Below are 19,609 nucleotides of genomic sequence, written 5' to 3'. Positions count from 1 at the left end.
CGTACCGATTTTGTCTCGAGCAAACGCCGAGTATCGCATTATTTCCGCTTCGGTTCGCCTGCGCTCGCAAGACGTGCGAACATGATGCTCAAGGGCAGTGCTTATGCAGGCGCGATTGGGGCTGCTGCCTTGTGGGGAGGCAATTTCGTCGCGGTGCGACTTGCTCTTGACCACTTCGATCCGTATCTGCTCACCGCGTTGCGGTTCTCGATCATCGCGATGCTCGTCCCTTTTGTCGGTTGGCCGCGTGTGCCTGCGCGAACCTTGCTCACTTACACTCTAGGCTCTGGCATCGGCCAATATCTGCTCTCGACATTGGCAATCGATTTCGGTTTGTCCCCCGGCCTCGCGGCGTTGCTGATCCAGTTTCAGGTCTTCATATCCTTAGCTCTTAGTTTCCTAATGCTGGGAGAATCGGTGCGAACTACTACGATTGTTGGAAGCGCGCTGGGCGTAGTCGGCCTTATCGGCGTGCTGGCGACGGGTGGCAGCAAGGCGCCTTTGGTCGCAAGTTCCATATGCTTGCTCTCGGCTGCGGGCTGGGCGATCGCCAACATGACCCTCAAACAAACGTCTGAAAGGGTTATCCGTCTGCAGTGCGCGAGTGCGTTGATCTGTCTGCCTGCCGTATGGGTTGCGCGTGCGCTGGCGCGGCCTGCTGCGCCAGCGGTGGGCGAAGCGCTGACGCAAGCGTCGCTCGCCGGCTGGTTGGCCGTGGCTTACGTCGCTATTGCTTCTTTCGCCCTAGCACAGATACTTTGGGGCCGAGCCATTGCTTCCATCGGTCTGGCTTCGACCTCCCCGATCGCACTCTTGATCCCAGTGTTCGGCGTAGCGCTGGCGGCGTTAGTGCTAGGAGAACATCTGAATCTGCAGGTACTGACTTCGGCTGCGATCGTCCTCGTGGGTGTAGGCGTGCATGCCGTCCCGATGGCGTTGAACAGAGCCCCTGTCGCACGCGATGGAATTGTCCTTCGCCGTCGGCTCGACTGAGCGAACGACGCGCAGTGTCTCAGTGCTGCTGGTTGCTGGATTGGCTCGCAACGTGCGCGGTGGCGATACAACATGCTGCACAAGAAGGGGTTCCCATGGAATTTCCGGATCGACCGATAAATAGGATCGCAATCACCAGTGTGGATCCGAATGAATCCACGAGAGGCGTCCGGTTCAGGGGGCTAGACAATCAAGTATTCCGGACAACCCGGGCCGGCATGGTTTTCAAAATCAACAGCATTCGGATTCTGCCGCTCTCTTTTGATGACATGATGCCTCGCTTTGCAGGAATGACCTTACCAGAAGAACTTCTGGCCCTGCGTGATGATCCGGATCGCCACATTGGCCTGATGGGACGCACCGACTCCCGCACAGGACTGGAAAGAATTCCGGATGTCGAAGGCGACGTAATCGCTCAGACAAGCTTCTGGTTGGGGAATGCAGTTCCTTCCAATCGAAGGAAGTCACCATCACGAGTTCGCAGCAGGTCAAGCCGCACTCTATTCTGAGAATGGCAACAGCTTGCACCTACCCACCTCTCTTGTTTATAGCAACCTATTCCTACCGAGCTGGATAGTTGCTGTCAGTTGCGGTTTCTGTATGAGCTGGTCCCGGATCTGAACGGAGATTCCGCGTGGATAGGTGGGAGCCTAAAGCGTCCGTTGATGGTTTCGGCGAGAGCATTGTCATAGGAATCTCCGACGCTGCCGACAGAAGGCTCCATGCCTGCTTCAGCCAGGCGCTCGGTGTACTTAATGGATACGCATTGGGCGGATTCAAATGTCAATCGGCCCTTTAATTGCGGTTTGTTGTCAAGCTACCATTCTTCCTCCTCCAGTGACACGCCGATAGCGATTGCTCCGTCGGAGCTGGTCAGGTTGCGGAGACGGAGCGATCGCGGATGGCGAGACGATTGCTTAGCGGGATTGGCAATCGACGTCGTTGGCGGCTTCAGCGGGTTGGGTTGATGTCGTAGCTGGGGTCATGGTCCTTTCCGAGGTCGCGAGCGCCTCATGATGATGTCCGGATCGGGTGCCTCAACGTTTGCAGCGGAGTGCGGGCGAACCGCCACCAGCCGATTGACCGAGGTCACCACGACCACCGTCCCAGCGGGACATCGCCAGTCCGGCGGACCGGACCAGGAACTTGCGAGCAAATATCAGATTGGCTTCGGCTGGCCCCAGTCGAACGACGTGCCATCGACCCAGATGCAGTGGAGAATCACGGCGATCTTTCGGGCGATGGCGACCTTTGCCTTCTTCATGCCGATCCGCTTGGCGAGCTTCATGCCCCAGGCCTTTAGGGAAGACCACTTTTTGGTTCGATAAAGAAGGACAGTGGCGGCCTCGAACAAGTAAGTTCGGAGAAGCCGGTCGCCCCATCGAGATATCTTTCCGTTGGTGTCGGTTTCGCCGGATTGGCTGCGCCTCGGCGTAAGGCCTAGGTAGGCGCCGACCGTCGAAGCCGATCGGAAGCGCGAGGGGTCATCGATCGTGTGGCGGAACGTTAGGGCCGTCACGACACCGACCCCGGGGACCGTCATCAGGCGACGCGTCGTGTCGTCCAGCTTTGCCAACCGGCGGACCTCGTCGTCGAACTTACCTTGTTGTTGACAAACGTTCTCATGGATCGAGAGCAGCGGCGATATCACGCTGAGAAGCAAATGATCGACGCCCAAGAGTTCGCTGACCTGGTTGCGGAATTGTTGGCCGATCGCGCGAGGGAACAGCAATCCACATTTCTTGATCAAGCTGCGAACTTGGTTCTCGATGTCTCGGTGCATGGACACTAGCCGAGATCTGGCGACAAGGATCGCTCGGATCTTCTGGCTTTCCTCACTTTTGACTTTTACCTCTCGATACCATCCAAGCCGCACCAGTTCGGCAAGCCCTCGCGCATCATTCTGATCGCTCTTGTTCATTTGGACCGACAAAGCTGCGTGCGCATGCCGAACGTCGATGCAGACCACGGGAAGCTCAACCCTGCGGAGTTCATGCCATAGCCAACTCGCCATCGCACCCGTCTCGAAGCCGATACGCTCGGCTTGAGGCGCATGTTTGTTAAGCAGGTCAGTCAAGGCACCAGGATTAGACTTTGCTTTCCCTTCGAAGATCACTTGACCAGTCTCGTTGACAACGCACACAGCGGTTTCTCTCTGTGAGACGTCCAGTCCGACGTACTGCTTCATGGGAGCTCCTTCGAATCATTTAATTGCGAGGCTCCACGATAACGGAGCTTGTCTGCCACGAGCGCCGACCGCAATTACGTCATCGTGTTCGACTGGGGGTCTGACTCATTTCTGATGAAGTTTGCCGGGCGACTGTGTTCTCAAACGGAGAATCAGCGCCATGCGGAAAGGCTTTCGAATTTCATCGCTCGTACCGAGTGGTTTGGTGTTTGATGGCGTAAGTGATTCAGAGGATTCGGTTATTCTGGCTGTTCGGTCAGAGGCTACGGAGGCCCAGTGCCCTTTGTGCACGACAGCATCGCGCCGAATCCATAGCCGTTACATCCGGCACGTGGCTGATTTGCCATCAGCGGGCAGAAAGGTGCGCCTCCGATTGCTCACGCGGCGCTTCACATGTGAGGTGCCGCATTGCCGCCGGCGGATCTTCTCAGAGCGGTTTGGAGAAGACATCGTTCCGCTTCGACGGCGCCGGACGGCACGGCTGGAATACATCGTCCATCACTTGGGGTTGGCGCTGGGCGGCCGGCCGGCGGCAAGCTTCGCCAAGCGGCTCATGCTGCCCGTTAGCAACGATACCTTGCTACGGGTGGTCCGCCGGCGGGCGGCGATGCCGACAGATCCATTGCTTGTTGTGGGCATCGATGACTGGGCGTTCCGGAGAAACCATCGATACGGGACGATCGTGTGCGATTTGGAGCGCCGGCGGATCGTTACCCTGCTGCCCGACCGGGAAACTGCGACTGTTCGGGCGTGGCTATCGAAGCACCCAGCGATCAACATTGTGTCGCGAGATCGCGGTGGTGGATACGGCGAGGCAGCAGCCAAGGCGCTGCCGAACGCCATCCAGGTCGCCGACCGATGGCATCTGATGGAAAATGCGAGCGCGGCCTTCCTTGATGCGGTGCGCCGCTCCATGAACAGAATCCGAACCGCAATCGGAGCGACGACGATCACCCGGAATTGCTGACCTGTGCGGAAAAGCTGCGCTATCAGGGCTATTTGCGGCGGCAGGACAGCCATGCCGTAATTACGGCTCTCGTCAGCGACGGTGTGTCGCTCAAGGAGATCGTCCGCCGCACAGGACATAGTCGCAATCTGGTTCGCCAAATTAGCCGCGGCGGCGGTACGGATATGTTCCGCACCCGTCAAAGCACCCTGGACGGGCATCTGCCGTTCCTGGACGCGCAGTGGTCAGTCGGCTGTCGCAACGGTGCCGAGCTCTGGCGCCGCTTGAAGGGACAAGGCTTCAAGGGATCGCTGCGCGTCGTGGCGGAATGGGCGACGCGACGGCGACGTGCCGAGACTATCAGCCATCAACAATTGCAGAAGGTCCCCGCCGCCAGGACGATAGCGCAGCTGATGACGACGAAGCGCGACCACCTAACCAGGGCCGAGACCGTCACGCTTGCGGTCATCGAACAAAACGTTCCTATGCTGGCCGATGCCCAAGCTCTCGTTGGCCGCTTCCACGCGATGATCCGAAAGAAGGCCGAGATGGAGCTCGAACCTTGGATTGATGAGTCCAAGCGGAGCCTCATTGCCTCGTTCGCGAACGGCATTGCCAACGATAAGGCCGCGGTGCACGCGGCTATCACGCAACCATGGTCCAATGGCCAAGTGGAAGCTCAGATCACCAAGCTCAAGCTGGTCAAACGGCAGATGTACGGGCGCGCTAAGCTCGATCTCCTTCAGGCTAGGCTGATTGGCGCGCCATAAAAACAAACACGATCATCGAATATGCGTCAGAGCGCATTGCCTCACTAAAAATGTTACCGGACAACTTCCCTGTCGAGTCTGGGGCGGAGCTGCCGAATCAGTTCGGTGGCGGCTATGGCAGGGAAGATCAGCATGCGCGCAAAGCGCGAGATCACATCCGCGCTGGCCGAGCGTTATCGGTCGAGCGGGCGGCTCGAGAAGGGACGGATCCTAGACGAGCTGTGCGCCGTCACGGGCTGGCATCGCAAGCATGCGGTACGTGCACTTCGGCCACGCGAGACAGTTGGGCCGGACAAGGTCGAGGCACCGCAAGAGCGCAAGCGTAGATATGGCGCGACGGTCAAGGATGCGATGACAGCGCTGTGGGAGGCGTCGGATCGAGTGTGCGGTAAGCGGCTCAAGGTGATGATCCCGACCTTGCTGCCTGCTCTCGAGCAACATGGCCGATTGCAGCTTGGCCAGTCGGACCGTGATCGTGTTCTGGCCATCAGCGCCGCCACCATCGATCGCCTGCTCGTCGATGTGAAGATCGCAGCGAGCGGCGGCAGACGGCGCCGTGCCGGATTCTATTCGGCAATCCGGCGCGAGGTCCCGATCCGCACGTTCAATGACTGGAACAGCCCGGTGCCCGGCTTCTGCGAGGTCGATATGGTCGCCCATGGCGGCACGTCGGTGGCTGGCTCGTTCATCCAAACCCTGACGATGGTCGATGTCGCCACCGGCTGGACGGAGTGTCTGCCGCTGCTGACGCGGGAAGGTTCGCTGGTCGTCGAGGCGATCAACCGCGCACAGACCCTGTTCCCGTGGCTGTTGCGCGGCGTCGACTTCGACAACGACAGCGCCTTCATGAACGATGTCGTCGTGCCATGGTGTCGCGAACAGAAGCTCGAAGTGACGCGCTCGCGCGCGTACAAGAAGAACGATCAGGCGTTCGTCGAGCAGAAGAATGGTGCCGTCGTCCGCCGCCTCATGGGCTATGGCCGCTTCGATGGCGTCGAGACGGCGCGTATGATGGGCCGCCTCTATGCGGCGGCACGCCTCTACGTCAACTTCTTCCAGCCGTCGTTCAAGCTGAAGGAGAAGCGTCGCGAAGGGGCTAAAGTGATCAAGCGCTATCATCTCCCATCGACGCCCTATGAGCGTGCATTGGCGCATCCCAAGGTGACCGCGGCCGTGAAGAAGCGGCTCCGCGATCAGTATCGCTCGCTCGATCCGGTCGCGCTGTTGGCGGAGATTCGCGCAACCCAGGAGGAACTAGGTAATCGCGTCGATCGTCGTGCCGGACAGGCGCGCGGCCTGCAACCGGCTCACACTAGCGCCCTGCCAGCGACCGCGGCGACGTTCGCGAAGACGCTCGGCAAGACGGTGACCGTCGGCGAGCCGCGTGCCACGCACCGGCGAATTCGTCGGCCCTATAAGACCAGAGTTCGCATGCCGTCCAAGCTCGACCCGCATCTTGCTGCGATCGAAGCCTGGCTCGCAGAGCAGCCGCAGCTGACGGCGCTCGCAATTGTCGGCCGGCTGAGCGAGAATCACCCAGAGGAGTTCGGGACGAGACAGCATTCGATCGTGCAGCGCCTGCTGAGGGCGCTTAGACGGAAGACGGCCGAGCAGTTGCTCGCGGAGGAGCCGCTTGCGGGCGCCACGACCGCTGCCCCATTGCCCGGGGTTGTGGACGGCTCGGGCTATGTAGGGCCCGACCCGCCCACAGCCCCTCTCGTCGAGCAAGCCGGGAAAGCCATCTGGCGCGGCCGATCAATCGACATCGGATCGTCATCGGCAATGGCGCCATCAGGGTAACATTTGCAGATGCGGCAATACGGGGGGTCCCAGTCGGGCTCTGACGCATATTCGATGATAGTGATTGTTTTTATGGCGCGCCAATCAGCCTAGCCTGAAGGAGATCGAGCTTAGCGCGCCCGTACATTTGCCGTTTGACCTGCGCATTTCGCTGATGGTGAGCGGCGATTTCAGGCGATCGTGAGCAGCTGTTTCGCGCGATGGTGAGCAGCGGCTTTGACCGACATGGGTGATTGGTTCAGGGGTTTGAGTTGGCGTCAAGAGTTTGATTGCGGGCGTTCTGCTTTCGCATGCTTTCTCCGGAGAGTTGCAGACGGTGAGCGTTGTGAACGAGGCGATCCAGGATGGCGTCGCCGAGGGTTGGGTCGCCGATAACGTCGTGCCAATGTTCAACAGGGACCTGACTGGTGACGATGGTGGAGGCGCGACCGTGGCGATCATCGAGGATCTCCAGAAGGTCGCGCCGTTCGGGCGGATTTAGAACTGACAGGCCCCAATCATCGAGGATCAGAAGTTGAACGCGGCCGATGGTTTTGAGCAGCCGGCCATATCGGCCGTCGCCGCGAGCCAGGGCGAGCGCCTCGAACAGGCGCGGGACGCGGTGATACTGGACCGAACGATTGTCGCGGCAGGCCTTGTGGCCGAGGGCGCAGGCAATCCAGCTTTTGCCGAGCCCGGTTGCCCCTGTGATGAGCAGGTTCTCGTTGCGGTCGATCCAGTCGCCGCCGACGAGTCTGGCGAAGACGCTGCGGTCGATGCCGCGTGGCGTGCGCAAATCGACGTCTTCCACGCATGCGCTCTGGCGTAGCGCGGCGAACTTGAGACGGGTCGTGACACGTTTGGTGTCGCGCTCGGCGGCTTCGCGATCGACGAGAAGCCCGATGCGCTCCTCGAACGGCAGGGCGTCGAGGTCCGGTGATCGTCGCTGCTCCTCGAAGGCTTTGGCCATTCCGGTCAAGCCAAGCGTGATCAGCCGTTCATGGGTGGGGTGTGTCAGCATTGGAGTCTCCCTGGTTCAGTGGAAATAGCCCTGACCGCGGATGTTGCCGTGGCGCAGGGGCTGGTGGTCGGACGTCTCGTCGAGGAAAGCGCGATCGAGGCCGCTCTTGAGGATCGAACGGATCGAGGCGACGGAGCGAGCCTTGATCAGGATGCCGCGTCGGCAGGCGGCATCGACGCGCGCATGGTCGTAGCTCCTGGCCAGCGACAGAATACCGAGGCAGGTGCGAAAGCCTTGCTCGGGGTGCGGCCGGGCTTCGATGACGACCTGGAAGAACGCCGCCGTCGATGGACCGATCTTCTCGCCGGCGGCGATCAGCCCTCCCGGTGTCCATTTGCCGTAGCGGCGGTGGGCGCTGGGCATATGATCGGCAATCGTGGTGTGGCCGCGCCGGTTGGGCGCACGGGCGTGGCTGGCGATCCTCTGTCCCTTGTGGAAGACCTCGACGGTCTTGTCGGCGATACGGACATCGACGAGTTCACGGATCAGGCGGTAAGGGGTGGAATACCAATGGCCGTCGATCTCGACGTGATAATCTGGGGCGACACGGCAACGCTTCCAGCGCGCAAAGACGTAGGGCTGGTCCGGCAGTTCTCTCAACCTGGGGCGATCAATCTCGGCGAACAGTTCGGTCCGGCTGGAGCCGAAGCCGCGCATCTGGCGGGCGTTGAGTTCGACGACGAGCCCGCGGATGGCGGTATTGAGCTCCGCCAGGGAAAAGAAGCGCTGGTTGCGCAGGCGGGCCAGGATCCAGCGCTGGGCGATCTGGACTGCGACCTCAACCTTGGCCTTGTCCTTTGGTCGCCTCGGCCGGGCCGCCAGGATCGCGGTGCCGTAATGGCCGGCCATCTCAGCATAGGTGCGGTTGATCCCGGGATCGTAGCGATCGGGGTTGGTCACGGCGGCCTTGAGATTATCGCAGACCACGAACTTCGGCACGCCGCCGAGATACCTGAACAGGCTGGCATGCACGCCGATCCAGTCGGACAGGCTCTCGCTTGGGCAGGCCTCGGCATAGGTGTAGTTCGAGGCCCCCATCGCCGCGACGAACAGCTTCATGGCGCGCACTTCGCCGGTGATGGGATCGAAGATATCGATGGTGTCGCCGGCGAAATCGACGAATACCTTCTCCCCACCGGCGTGGGTCTGACGCATGCTTGGCCGGGCCCGCTGCTTCCAGGCCTCGAACGTCGTGCAAAACCAGGTATAGCCAAAGCCGTCCGGATTGGCGGCGCGATACTCTTCCCACAACAGCAGGCGCGTCACGCTGCGGCGGCGCAGCTCCTTCTCGACATAAGCCCAATCCGGTGTCGGGCGCCGGTCGCTTTGCGAGGCTGCCGTCGGCGCCGGAAACAGCAGCAGTTCAAGGTTCTCGTCGTCCAGGCCCTCCGGCAGCGGCCAGGTCAGCCCCGCAAGGCGGGCGCGACGCACATAACCGTGTACGACCCCATTGCTCACTCCCAACGTCCGCGCGATGACGCGCTCGGTCAGGCCCTGGTGCCTCAAACGTAGAACTTCTCGGATCCGGCGCATCGACAATCTCTCGGTAGGCATCAGGCTTCCTCATTGGTTGAATGAGAAATCCGTAGCCCGGTTGAGTTGTCGGTCGAAGCGTCCGGCACCGCCAAACGTTGCTCACGATCGCCTGAAATCGCTGCTCACGATCCTCTGAAATCGTTGCTCACGATGCGCTGAAATCCGTGCTCACGATCCCGCGAAACGCGCATTTGACCAGCTTGAGCTTGGTGATCTGAGCTTCCACTTGGCCATTGGACCATGGTTGCGTGATAGCCGCGTGCACCGCGGCCTTATCGTTGGCAATGCCGTTCGCGAACGAGGCAATGAGGCTCCGCTTGGACTCATCAATCCAAGGTTCGAGCTCCATCTCGGCCTTCTTTCGGATCATCGCGTGGAAGCGGCCAACGAGAGCTTGGGCATCGGCCAGCATAGGAACGTTTTGTTCGATGACCGCAAGCGTGACGGTCTCGGCCCTGGTTAGGTGGTCGCGCTTCGTCGTCATCAGCTGCGCTATCGTCCTGGCGGCGGGGACCTTCTGCAATTGTTGATGGCTGATAGTCTCGGCACGTCGCCGTCGCGTCGCCCATTCCGCCACGACGCGCAGCGATCCCTTGAAGCCTTGTCCCTTCAAGCGGCGCCAGAGCTCGGCACCGTTGCGACAGCCGACTGACCACTGCGCGTCCAGGAACGGCAGATGCCCGTCCAGGGTGCTTTGACGGGTGCGGAACATATCCGTACCGCCGCCGCGGCTAATTTGGCGAACCAGATTGCGACTATGTCCTGTGCGGCGGACGATCTCCTTGAGCGACACACCGTCGCTGACGAGAGCCGTAATTACGGCATGGCTGTCCTGCCGCCGCAAATAGCCCTGATAGCGCAGCTTTTCCGCACAGGTCAGCAATTCCGGGTTGATCGTCGTCGAGGTAGAGCTGGTTCATGGCTTCAACAACAGTAGCCCGTCAGCCGAGCGCGATACCCACGGCCGGTCGCTACCCATGGGTAACTGGGACGGATCGAGCTTGCCGACCCAAGGCTGGGAAAGCTCGCGACCGAGCTGCAGGCAGAGGCGCACGGTCTTGACGCTCGTGCATCGCTTGAGCAAGTCGCGCAGCACCTCGACGCGCAGGCTGTAAGTGCTCTCGACCAGCTCGCGCGCTTCTTGCAGCGGCTGCCGGATGCCAACCTCGCTTAACACCTCCAGCAGTGCGCGCTCGGGCGCCGAGACGAGTGGGCCGCCCTTGCGGTTCTCGAAGGGCCGGACATGAAGCAGCGCGCCGGGCTCTTCCTTGAATAGCCGCTTGCGGTGGTACTCGGCCGGGAAGCGCTGGGTGAACCACTCAGGGAGCCGCCCCGCTTTCCAACCGTACAGATGAAGGATGGGCCGTTGGGAGACGTATTGGCGGATTCCATGCCAGTCGAGCGCGGACTTGCCGCCGACATGCAATCCCTCGAAGCTCCGCTGCAGCAGGACGAGGCTCGGATGTAAGGCGGGCGGATCGTTGGGCCGGCAATAGACACCACGTGCCAGCCGCTGCAGCCAGCCGGCGCGGACATAGTGGACGGCCAGGTCGGCTGATATCCCGAGGGCGGCGAGGTCATCGGAGGTCAGCGGCGTCACGGGTGCCGAGCGGGTATAAAGCCTGTTTAGTTTGTCCCTGTGAGTCGTAGCCATGCTACGATATTATGAACAATTCCAAAATTCCACAAGCTTGAATTGGATACCAAAAATCGTACTCAGGCTACGATAACTAGCACTAATCTATATAGGGGGTGCTTGCGGTCTCAATGGCCGCGCCGTGCTCTAAAGGATTCCCCATGCCCGATAGCGTCCTCGACCGGTCGTCTCGCGCAAGTCGAGTTCGGCGACGAGGTTTTGGGCCGCACGGGGCGTGATCCCGAGCTCCGCCGCGATCATGCCGGCCGAGACGATCGGCCGGGTCAACACGTAGTCAAGGAGAGCTGGCAGTTTTGAAGTGGCGCGCCGCCCGGCGAGTTTGCGAGCGAGCAGGTTTCTGGTCATCAGCCAGCGGTCGTGGTCCTTGCGGCCGGCTTCGGCGGCGGCCGTCATCGCCTCGAGCTGCACGACAAGCCGCGCTGCGCCGTCGCGTGGCCGCCGGCCCTCACGCGGAATGCCCTTTAGCCCGGCATGTAGGCACGGCAGATGCCAGCGTGTCTTGCCGCGGTCGCGCAATACGCTAGCTGCGAGCAGGCGGCCTAGCCAAGGCGAGTGTTCGAGCGGTTCGATCGCGTCCCAAGCATCCGCGGCGATCGCCGCCGCCAGGGTCGGCGGCAAGCCGCGGGTCTGGTTGACCACACCGCGCCAGTGATCCAGACGGCGTTCCTCGTCCCAGTCGGGATCATAAACTAGCGGATCCCGCTCCGGCCGCGACCGAGCCTCGTCGGCGAGCCTGCGCTCTGCCCTGGCGTTCGCGGCGTCGACAGCGGCGAAGGCTGCTGCCAGGTGGGGATCGGTGGCGCCAAGCGGCCCTTCGAAACCCACCTCCTCCCGCTCCGCATCCTCGTCAACCCCGAGACTTTCCTCAACTTCCTTCCGGTTGCCCGTCCCCTCCCCTCGCTCGCCTCGGCCCCGGAGGTCAGCTAGTCCGGCAGCTGACAGCGCCCAATCGGGCTTCGCCTCGGCGATGCGCCGACGGACGCGCAACACGGCATGGGCCCGGGTCAGCTCATGGGTGGGGGTGCGGACATCCATGCCGGCGTCGTGCAGTACCAAGTCGTCGAGGTGGACAAGTTCGCCTTCAAGCCACAGACTGGCGCAGGCGTCGGCGAAGTGCATCCGGCTGATTGTGCCGTCGCGGATTAGGCTTTTGGCTAGCCGCTCGTCGAGCCGGGCGACTGTATCCTCGGCGGCCGCCAGAGGACCGGCGAGTTGAGCCCAGGGCAGCGGATCGGGGATTTTGTAGCTTGTCGGCAAGATCTTGATAACCTTAACGAGAATGGACGAAACGGAAGCTAACATAGCATTGGATTCCGTCATAGCGACGCGGGTTCCCGTCACCCTCACTATCGATAACTACCTCTTATCGATTGGGTTGGTCGTCACTGCGTAATCAACGATTCCGCGCCCGCAGCCCGGTAAAATCATCGCGGCCTAAGCTTCAGATCGCACCACAAGCCTCCGTGCCAACCCCCGGCCCTACTCCGGACAAGCCGCTTCCTTTCCGGATGCCGCGGCCGCCCGGCCGGGTCGCTTAGGCGGCTTCGATATCGGATTGCGGAAAGTCTCGCGCCGGATGCTGGGCGCACAAGCGTAGGCAAAACAGCCCTTGGAATTGAAGCCCGGATGCCGGCCCTTTCCGAAGCGGTCGAAGGCGTCGCCGAGCCGTGCTGTCTCAGGGCTCCACCGCGACCGTCGCCTCCCACACCCAACCGTGGCGTCAGACGTGTTCCGCTCCGCTGCAGGCGGGCCAAAAGCTCACGTGCCCCGTCCTCCTCGGTCAGGAGCGCGATCAAGACCAAAGTGTCAATGAACGTCAGGCGTCCTCATACAGACCGTCGCGGAACGCTATGTCGGCGGGCTGCGCCCGGTGCGGATTGCCCCTGGCGCGCAGATCCCGGCAAAACTGGACGCCGAGTTCGACCAAAGACAGCTTACCTGCTCGCGTACGAGCTCATGGGCGAGTGCCGCGTGCACTGCTTCGGTAACGCCGATTGTTTTTAGCGCCGCCACCTTGCGGGCGAGCGCGTCGGTCTCCGACTTCTCGATATGGAAGGCCATGCGCGCTCCTCCAGTCCTCATCGTGCATCCCTCAATATCTCTACGGACGCACTGAAGGAAGGACCGGCCTCGCCGCTGGTAGGTTTGTCAGGATCTTAGGCCTCGCTGAGCTCGGCCCACTCAGGTCGACGGTGCGGGCAGTCCCCGGTCGCTTGCTTCGATCCAGGGGCATCCCCGGCAGTCCGGCCAAGACGCGCGGCCTTCGCGGCGTGTGAGGTCAATCTTTATGGTTAATTGTCTGTGAACGCCTCCCCTCTCCGCCTCCCGGACGCTGCTTCCCCCTGAGGCAATCCTGGTAGATCATCCGGGCTGACGACGACCTCGTCCCGGTCCTCGCCCGCGCCTTTTCCGGGTTTGAATTCCGCGGGGCGCCGATCGACGGCGACTACTGATGCGATACCGGTCTTGTCTCGGCGAGTTGGAGCCACCGATGACCGGAGGGCACAAATGTTGTCAGCTGACAACATCCATCTCTTGGGGAGCCCCTGTTGTCAGCTGACAACATCCGCTCACCGAGTGATTGGTGGCACCTAGCGCGAGTCGGCGTTCCGCGTGTCAGGTCGGCTTGTCCGAGTGCCACGCAGGTATTCGCGACGGCACCCACCATCGGGAAGATCGGATTCGCTCGACGGCCTTGCTGCTCGCCAAAGGAGTACTGCTCCCACGGCGGACGCCTCGGATCAACCTCCTGATCGGACTGAGGCGGCCGATCGGGAGGCGTGCTCTTCGGCTGGTCCTTCCGGATCATGCACAGTTATGGCATGTCGGCCTGTGATCGCCCAAGATCCGACAGCGGGTTCGCCTGCCCTCACCTCGGCATCCAGCATCATGAGTTGGATCCGGCCCCGCGCAAGATTGATCCGCAACACGACATGCCGGTCGAGGCGACGGCCCGACAGCACGTTGCCGTTCCTTCGCCGGATCGCACGCGCCCCGATGGAGCGATGATTGGCGCGCGGCGGCACCTTGCCTCTTGGCAAGGGCAGGAGGGTCCCTTTGCAGCGCCGAGCCTGAGATCGACGTCGCTGCTGGCGGTCCGACGGTGTGCTCACGGCAGCGCGAAGGGAGAGCAAGCGCGGATGGACCTGGGATGTGCTTGGTCGGTTGCGCGCGAGCTGTTCGTCCAACCGGCTGGTGGACCCCTGCGACCGTGCGGTTCTGCTGCTCGTCTATTCGGGCGAGCGGCGGCGCAGCGAAGTGATGCGGCAGCCCCTCGATAGACACCGAGACGGTCCGACGCGCCGCAGAACCCCAGCGAGCCGACATCGCCACTTTAACCTGCCTCGCCATCCAGCTCGGGAGCCTAAGGGTCGTAGACGAGGCGGGGAGGGTGCTCCTCTTGGACCGGTGCGGCGTCGAATGGCAGGCGGGAACCGACACCACAAGGTGGCGCGATTCTTTGGAGTTTGCAGTACAGGGTCTGGATTGTGCACTCAACGGAGGCTGCGCCGTGGAGCGCGTCCCGTTGCCCGAGCTCCAGCGGCGGCAGCACCGTTCAGCGCAGCAGTTGGTGAGCTACGAAGTGAAGCTTGGAGACTCGTAAAGGCCGGCCGACTCACGCCATAGTGGAGGTTCGCCCGACTCGCTGAAGCCGTTGTTGTCAGCTGACAACAGCAAGGAGGTGCATCAAAAAGGCTCTGCTCGCCGTGGAGCGCGCCATCGAGCGTTAATAAGTCATTAACCCTTTAATTCTTGCTCAAATCATAGAATCGTGGCCATCTCTAAAGACGGAGATTTGGCGTCTGACGCACAGAAACCGTCTTGAGAAAGCAAATGCCGAGCTTAGCGGAAGATACACTTACCATGAGCGAGACGGCGTCTGCCCGGATCACCCGGCACGCCGGCATCCTTTCCGGCCAGCTTCGCTCGCTAGCTACAACGCTTTTCCCGCCTTCAGCCAGTAAGTCTCTCCGCTTGTTCACCTCAGGGGAGGTTGCGCGAATTGCCCGCGTCTCCGATGGGTATCTCCGACAGCTCTCGCTCGACGGACTTGGACCGAACCCGGCGACGGGTCCCGGCGGGCGCCGATCTTACACTCTGGCCCAGATTCATGAGTTGCGCGGGTACCTAGCCAGCGCGCGCCCTCGAGAAGCGTTGGAGTTTCTCCCGCGCCGCCAGCCGGGCGACAAGCTCCAAATTATCACCGTAGCGAACTTCAAGGGCGGCTCCGCCAAGACGACGACGGCACTATATCTTTCACAATATCTCGCCCTTGCCGGCTTTCGGGTCCTTGCGATTGACCTCGATCCGCAAGCTTCGCTTTCCGCGATGTTTGGGTACCAGCCCGAGTTTGATATTGGCGCGAATGAAACCCTCTATGGTGCGATCCGATATGACGAGCACCGCCGGCCGATGCGCGAGATCGTCCGGAAGACCTACTTTGACGGGATAGGTCTCGTTCCAGGCAATCTCGAGCTTATGGAGTTCGAGCACCATACGCCTCGCGCAATGATCGAGCGGCGTGAACGCGGGCACGACTTGTTCTTTCGCCGCGTCGCCAGCGCTATCGACCAAGTTGCCGACGACTACGACGTCGTTGTTATCGACTGCCCACCCCAACTTGGTTACTTGACCATGGGCGCGCTAAACGCGGCCACTGCGATGCTGGTGACCATCCATCCGCAGATGGTCGATGTCGCATCGATGAGCCAATTTCTCCTCATGACGTCGGATCTCATGTCCGTCATCGAGGAAGCCGGCGGCCGACTGGATCACGATTTCATCCGGTATGTCATCACGCGTCACGATCCCAACGACGTGCCCGAAGCTCAAATCGTGGCCCTCCTTCGTAATCTCTTTGGATCGGATGTGCTCCAGGCCACCGTTTGGAAATCGACCGCAATCGCTAATGCCGGTCTCACCAAGCAGTCACTTTATGAGCTGGAGCGCGGCACGGTAGGGCGAGGCGCCTACGACCGGGCACTGGAATCAGTCGACGCGGTCAATGCCGAAGTTGCGCAACTTCTCAAGAAGGTGTGGGGTCGATGAGCAAACGTACTGACACCATCAAGAGCCTTTTCACGGCCCCGCAATCTAGCCCGTTGTCAGCTGACAACATGCCCGGCGCCTTGCCGCGGGTCTCGTCGGGCTCGGTCCGCTCGTTGAAGGATTCTTTTTCCGAAGTCGAGAAGGAGAACGAGGAGCTTCGCGAAAGGATTGCAGCCGGTGCTTTGATAGTTGAAATCGACCCTTCGCTTATTGATCCGTCACCCCTGTCCGACCGGTTTCGCGACAGTGATGATAGCTCGTTCGACGCACTCAAACAGTCGATCGCACAGCGTGGCCAAGAGGTGCCCATCCTCGTTCGAGAGCATCCTCACGTAAAAGGGCGCTACCAGAGTGCCTATGGTCATCACCGTGTCCGCGCGACGCGCGAATTGGGTATTTCCGTCAAAGCGATCCTGCGGTCATTGTCAGATGAAGCGCTTGTCGTGGCGCAAGGACTCGAGAACGCACCGCGCGAAGATTTGAGTTTTATAGAACGCGCGACCTTTGCGATGCATATCGAAGATGCGGGGCATAGCCGGTCAGTTGTGCAGGATGCGTTGTCGATCGATCGGGCGGAGGCCTCGAAACTTCTCGCCGTCGCTCGATCGGTTCCAACCGACGTTATCCAAGCGATCGGGAAGGCTCCGAAAGTTGGCCGCGGCCGCTGGCAGTCGTTCGCTGAACTAATCAAGGATGCCGCGGCGCTCAAACGTGTGAGAGCGGCGATCGTTGAACCGAAATTTGCAGAGCGGGAAACCGACGCTCGATTTCTAGCAGCATTTTCGGCCGCGAGCCGTCCATCCTCCCCGAGGACATCGAAGCTACCAGAAGAGAAGCCAATTTTGTCTGCATCCGGCGAGGAGATTGTGCGCGTCCGTCACGCCGAGCGCGAACTGAAGCTCACTGTCGCCAAGAATGTTCCGGCGGCTTTCGCGGCATTTCTTGTGGACCAACTCCCGACCCTGTTCGACGCCTTTTCCAAGACGAGCGGCGGTCAGGAAACTACCGAGGCCTAATCGCCTCGTCCCGTAAACCCGAACCAGGAGCAGACAAGGGAAAAGAAAAAAGGCCCCCGAAACGTAGTTCCGGAAGCCTTCTCTTCAAGTTTGGCGACTGACAGAGAATCACTTTCGCGAATCGCAGTCAAGAGTTTCTATGCGATTTTATCGCCGTTTCGGCGAGCAGGTTTTCTTTGCCCAGCTGAGGCAAAGACATGCAGTCACACTCCCCAACGACGCCCTTTGGGCGGCGATCGTTGACGCTTGCCCATGTGGCAAGCCAGATGCTCGCAACGGAACGTCCTCCCGAAAAGATCGTGCACAAGTGGAAGATATTCCACGCCATCTGCACGGCGCGGCCGCGCCTTGGTGTGTCGGAGCGCGCGCTGTCGGTATTGAACGCGCTCCTAACCTTCCATCCCGAGACCGCGCTGACGGGGGAGGATGATCTGATTGTCTTTCCCTCGAACCATCAACTCAGTCGGCGGGCGCACGGCATGCCGGCATCGACGCTTCGTCGTCACCTTGCTGTGCTGGTCGACGCGGGCCTGATCGTTCGGCGCGACAGTCCGAATGGCAAGCGGTATGCGCGAAAGGACAATGCCGGCGAAATCGAGCTCGCCTTCGGCTTCGATCTGTCGCCGCTGGTCGTGCGCTCGGAGGAGTTCGAGAGCCTGGCGGCCGATATCGAAGCCGAGGCCCGCGCACTCAAACTCGCACGGGAGCGCATCACGCTGTGCCGGCGCGACATCGCGAAGATGATTGCAACTGGCATCGAGGAAGCCGTCCCAACGCGGAGGGGAGGGCAGGGGCCGGCCGATTGGCAGGTCGTGCACACCGCCTTCCGCGCGATCGTCGATCAGATTCCGCGCACGGCTACGCGCCAGGAGCTCGAGCCGATCGCCGACGAGTTGTCTCAGCTTGCCGACGACGTGCTCAATCTTCTGGAAGAACACATCAAATCCAAGAATCCGGGCGCCAATGAGTCCCATTCTGAGCGTCACATACAGAATTCAAACCCAGACGCCCCTATTGAACTTGAACCTGTCCTTCGAGAAGCCAGGACGGCGGGAGCTGAACCCAAACCTCAAGCCTCGCGAGTCGGGGAGGGGGCCTATCCGTTAGGACTGGTCCTGAGTGCGTGTCCTGACATGGTCGATTATGCGAAGGGGGGGGTTTCGAACTGGCGCGATTTCCTCGCTACCGCGGCCGTTGTGCGATCGATGCTGGGCATCAGTCCGAGCGCCTGGGAGGAGGCGCAAAAGGTTATGGGCGAGGTGCCCGCAGCCATCGTCGTCGCGTGCATCCTGCAGCGCGGGACGGCGATCAATTCCGCCGGCGGGTATCTGCGCGGTTTGACGCGAAAAGCCGAGGTCGGCGAATTTTCGCTTGGCCCGATCCTGATGGCGCAGATCAATTCTCGCCGGCGAGACAAGCAGCGGGCGTAAGGCGATGAGGCGCCGTTCCCAGGTTGCCTTTTTCGTGTGATTAAATACCCGCGCTAATCCGGCTGCTGCGCCGGGTCGACGCAAATCATTCGGAGAGATCGTCATGGCAAAACACCCTCCAATCATCCTCACGCCGTTCTTCCAGCCTCGTGATGCAGGCGCCGCGGAGCAGCGGATGTACGTGGCGGGGTTCGCGGACGAGGCGGGCGAGGCCTGGGGGACGCTGGTTCCGTTGGATGCGGAGATGGTCGAGCACGCTGTTCTGGGACTTCAGACATTCACAGTCTGGTGCAACTCCGACGGTCGCATCCAACCGCAGCCGAGCAGCGACAGTCTGTTTGAAGAGCTCTTGGAGAAAGGCCAATTGGAGGAGACGCCTCTCGATGAGCTCGTCGCCGAAGCCATCGAGCAGGGCAAGAATGAACCCAATGATGACATCCTCGATATGTTCGAGACCCTGCATGAGCGGCTGGTGCGGGCGGAGGGCATGGTCGCTGACGAGATCGCGCGGCGCAGGCGATGACCCTTCGCGGCGCGCGTGCGCGGTTCAGTGCTGTAGGGCCAGCTTGTACTGACGCGTGCACCGCGACCGCGGGCGGCCAACACCCGGACCGGTCGATGAAACATAGAAAACCGACGACCGGGCCGCGCTCCGACTAGTCTTAAGCTTCGCCGGAGCCGGAAAACAGCGCCGTCGGTGGCGTCGCGCGCGGCGGCGGGAGGGTCCGACCGCCCGGGGCTCCCGGTCTGCTCTTGAGATCGTATCGCTGGGCTAGGTCGAGTAGCCGCCGCTTGGTGAACGGGTCCGCGTTCTCCGCCAGATCGCGCGCCCGCTGCGCGAAGCCCCTGTAAAATTCTTCCACTACGCCACCCCGCAACATCACTGAAAATCGGATTTCAGTGTGAGATGCGCTCTACGTCAAGCGGCCTGGTGCATGCGGACGATTTTTGTCGATCCACTTGTGCTCGCGGTGCACGCGGAACTAAGCTGGTCCCGGCAGGCGAAAACCATGACTCCGCTCTACCTCAGCCGGAAGCTGTGCCCGACGTGCGGTAAGCCGATGACGGCCGTGCCAGACGATGTCGCGCCCGGCCGGCCGCGCTACGTCTGCCCGGTCTGCGAGGACGATCCGCTGCGCGATCCCGCCGCCCGGAAGTGGGCGGAAAGCCCGCTGCGACCGCCGGCCAAATAACGTTCGAGTTGAAATCGAGCCCGGCGGCCGG

Annotated in this window: 15 protein-coding genes and 3 pseudogenes; 9 read left to right on the top strand and 9 right to left on the bottom strand. The window is 61.4% G+C overall.

Annotated features, from left to right (window positions below; all coding sequences use genetic code 11):
* Positions 1–81: 81 nt before the first annotated feature.
* Both IVA93_RS40440 and IVA93_RS40435 read left to right on the top strand, forming a co-directional pair.
* A complete protein-coding gene (locus IVA93_RS40440; protein WP_247365305.1) occupies positions 82–993 on the top strand; it encodes an EamA family transporter in 912 nt (303 codons plus the stop codon).
* A gap of 218 nt (positions 994–1,211) precedes the next feature.
* A complete protein-coding gene (locus tag IVA93_RS40435) occupies positions 1,212–1,502 on the top strand; it encodes a hypothetical protein (RefSeq protein ID WP_247365307.1) in 291 nt (96 codons plus the stop codon).
* Between the two features lie 104 nt (positions 1,503–1,606).
* Here the strand turns inward: IVA93_RS40435 and IVA93_RS40430 are convergent.
* Positions 1,607–1,765 (bottom strand): annotated as a pseudogene (locus tag IVA93_RS40430) (IS3 family transposase); the annotation flags it as partial.
* A gap of 387 nt (positions 1,766–2,152) precedes the next feature.
* The gene (locus IVA93_RS40425) at positions 2,153–3,181 is read right to left on the bottom strand and encodes an IS110 family RNA-guided transposase (protein WP_247790133.1); all 1,029 of its coding nucleotides are present in this window, start codon (positions 3,179–3,181) and stop codon (positions 2,153–2,155) included.
* A 160-nt stretch (positions 3,182–3,341) separates the two neighbouring features.
* Between IVA93_RS40425 and IVA93_RS40420 the strand changes: the two are divergent.
* Both IVA93_RS40420 and IVA93_RS40415 read left to right on the top strand, forming a co-directional pair.
* Positions 3,342–4,897, top strand: a pseudogene (locus IVA93_RS40420) (ISL3 family transposase).
* Positions 4,898–5,029: 132 nt separating this feature from the next.
* Positions 5,030–6,697, top strand: coding sequence for an integrase catalytic domain-containing protein (locus IVA93_RS40415; protein WP_247790132.1), 1,668 nt, complete (start codon positions 5,030–5,032; stop codon positions 6,695–6,697).
* A 238-nt stretch (positions 6,698–6,935) separates the two neighbouring features.
* Here the strand turns inward: IVA93_RS40415 and istB are convergent, their stop codons facing one another.
* The 6 genes and pseudogenes from istB to IVA93_RS40385 all read right to left on the bottom strand — a co-directional run bounded on the left by istB (position 6,936) and on the right by IVA93_RS40385 (position 12,951).
* Positions 6,936–7,697: an IS21-like element helper ATPase IstB gene (istB, locus tag IVA93_RS40410; RefSeq protein ID WP_247365695.1), complete on the bottom strand. Its 762-nt coding sequence runs from the start codon at positions 7,695–7,697 to the stop codon at positions 6,936–6,938.
* Positions 7,698–7,712: 15 nt separating this feature from the next.
* On the bottom strand, positions 7,713–9,251 hold the full coding sequence (gene istA / locus IVA93_RS40405; protein ID WP_247789951.1) for an IS21 family transposase: 1,539 nt from the start codon (positions 9,249–9,251) through the stop codon (positions 7,713–7,715).
* A gap of 127 nt (positions 9,252–9,378) precedes the next feature.
* Positions 9,379–10,137: pseudogene (locus IVA93_RS40400) on the bottom strand (transposase); the annotation flags it as partial.
* 12 nt (positions 10,138–10,149) lie between these two features.
* Entirely contained in the window at positions 10,150–10,887 is a 738-nt protein-coding gene (locus IVA93_RS40395; protein WP_247790130.1) for a type IV toxin-antitoxin system AbiEi family antitoxin domain-containing protein, read from the bottom strand.
* A 129-nt stretch (positions 10,888–11,016) separates the two neighbouring features.
* Positions 11,017–12,192: an RHE_PE00001 family protein gene (locus IVA93_RS40390; RefSeq protein WP_247365934.1), complete on the bottom strand. Its 1,176-nt coding sequence runs from the start codon at positions 12,190–12,192 to the stop codon at positions 11,017–11,019.
* A gap of 546 nt (positions 12,193–12,738) precedes the next feature.
* Positions 12,739–12,951, bottom strand: a complete 213-nt coding sequence (locus IVA93_RS40385) for a type II toxin-antitoxin system VapB family antitoxin (RefSeq protein ID WP_247365935.1) — start codon at positions 12,949–12,951, stop codon at positions 12,739–12,741.
* Between the two features lie 1,773 nt (positions 12,952–14,724).
* Between IVA93_RS40385 and repA the strand changes: the two genes are divergently transcribed.
* From repA to IVA93_RS40365, 4 genes are all read left to right on the top strand, one after another.
* A complete protein-coding gene (gene repA / locus IVA93_RS40380; RefSeq protein ID WP_247365936.1) occupies positions 14,725–15,939 on the top strand; it encodes a plasmid partitioning protein RepA in 1,215 nt (404 codons plus the stop codon).
* The gene (repB, locus tag IVA93_RS40375) at positions 15,936–16,955 is read left to right on the top strand and encodes a plasmid partitioning protein RepB (RefSeq protein WP_247365937.1); all 1,020 of its coding nucleotides are present in this window, start codon (positions 15,936–15,938) and stop codon (positions 16,953–16,955) included. Before repA ends, repB begins: the two co-directional genes overlap by 4 nt.
* Positions 16,956–17,152: 197 nt before the next feature.
* Positions 17,153–18,385, top strand: a complete 1,233-nt coding sequence (gene repC / locus IVA93_RS40370; RefSeq protein ID WP_247790129.1) for a plasmid replication protein RepC — start codon at positions 17,153–17,155, stop codon at positions 18,383–18,385.
* A 103-nt stretch (positions 18,386–18,488) separates the two neighbouring features.
* Positions 18,489–18,908 (top strand): hypothetical protein, encoded by a 420-nt coding sequence (locus IVA93_RS40365; protein ID WP_247790128.1) that lies wholly within the window; start codon positions 18,489–18,491, stop codon positions 18,906–18,908.
* Positions 18,909–19,047: 139 nt separating this feature from the next.
* Here the strand turns inward: IVA93_RS40365 and IVA93_RS40360 are convergent, their stop codons facing one another.
* Entirely contained in the window at positions 19,048–19,248 is a 201-nt protein-coding gene (locus tag IVA93_RS40360; protein ID WP_024342295.1) for a hypothetical protein, read from the bottom strand.
* 147 nt (positions 19,249–19,395) lie between these two features.
* Here IVA93_RS40360 and IVA93_RS40355 point away from each other — a divergent pair, with 147 nt between their 5' ends.
* Positions 19,396–19,578: a zinc ribbon domain-containing protein gene (locus IVA93_RS40355; protein ID WP_247790127.1), complete on the top strand. Its 183-nt coding sequence runs from the start codon at positions 19,396–19,398 to the stop codon at positions 19,576–19,578.
* Positions 19,579–19,609: the final 31 nt, after the last annotated feature.

Source organism: Bradyrhizobium sp. 155 (genome assembly GCF_023101105.1).
In the GTDB taxonomy this organism is placed as follows: Bacteria; Pseudomonadota; Alphaproteobacteria; order Rhizobiales; family Xanthobacteraceae; genus Bradyrhizobium; species Bradyrhizobium canariense_D.
This window is presented reverse-complemented; position numbering and strand designations above follow the sequence as displayed.

What these genes read in the sequence shown, in the direction of transcription:
- IVA93_RS40440 (WP_247365305.1), top strand. Translation starts at nt 82, where the DNA reads ATGATGCTCAAGGGCAGTGCTTATGCAGGCGCGATTGGGGCTGCTGCC.
- IVA93_RS40435 (WP_247365307.1), top strand. Translation starts at nt 1,212, where the DNA reads ATGGTTTTCAAAATCAACAGCATTCGGATTCTGCCGCTCTCTTTTGAT.
- IVA93_RS40425 (WP_247790133.1), bottom strand. Translation starts at nt 3,181, where the DNA reads ATGAAGCAGTACGTCGGACTGGACGTCTCACAGAGAGAAACCGCTGTG.
- IVA93_RS40415 (WP_247790132.1), top strand. Translation starts at nt 5,030, where the DNA reads ATGCGCGCAAAGCGCGAGATCACATCCGCGCTGGCCGAGCGTTATCGG.
- istB (WP_247365695.1), bottom strand. Translation starts at nt 7,697, where the DNA reads ATGCTGACACACCCCACCCATGAACGGCTGATCACGCTTGGCTTGACC.
- istA (WP_247789951.1), bottom strand. Translation starts at nt 9,251, where the DNA reads ATGCCTACCGAGAGATTGTCGATGCGCCGGATCCGAGAAGTTCTACGT.
- IVA93_RS40395 (WP_247790130.1), bottom strand. Translation starts at nt 10,887, where the DNA reads ATGGCTACGACTCACAGGGACAAACTAAACAGGCTTTATACCCGCTCG.
- IVA93_RS40390 (WP_247365934.1), bottom strand. Translation starts at nt 12,192, where the DNA reads ATGTTAGCTTCCGTTTCGTCCATTCTCGTTAAGGTTATCAAGATCTTG.
- IVA93_RS40385 (WP_247365935.1), bottom strand. Translation starts at nt 12,951, where the DNA reads ATGGCCTTCCATATCGAGAAGTCGGAGACCGACGCGCTCGCCCGCAAG.
- repA (WP_247365936.1), top strand. Translation starts at nt 14,725, where the DNA reads ATGCCGAGCTTAGCGGAAGATACACTTACCATGAGCGAGACGGCGTCT.
- repB (WP_247365937.1), top strand. Translation starts at nt 15,936, where the DNA reads ATGAGCAAACGTACTGACACCATCAAGAGCCTTTTCACGGCCCCGCAA.
- repC (WP_247790129.1), top strand. Translation starts at nt 17,153, where the DNA reads ATGCAGTCACACTCCCCAACGACGCCCTTTGGGCGGCGATCGTTGACG.
- IVA93_RS40365 (WP_247790128.1), top strand. Translation starts at nt 18,489, where the DNA reads ATGGCAAAACACCCTCCAATCATCCTCACGCCGTTCTTCCAGCCTCGT.
- IVA93_RS40355 (WP_247790127.1), top strand. Translation starts at nt 19,396, where the DNA reads ATGACTCCGCTCTACCTCAGCCGGAAGCTGTGCCCGACGTGCGGTAAG.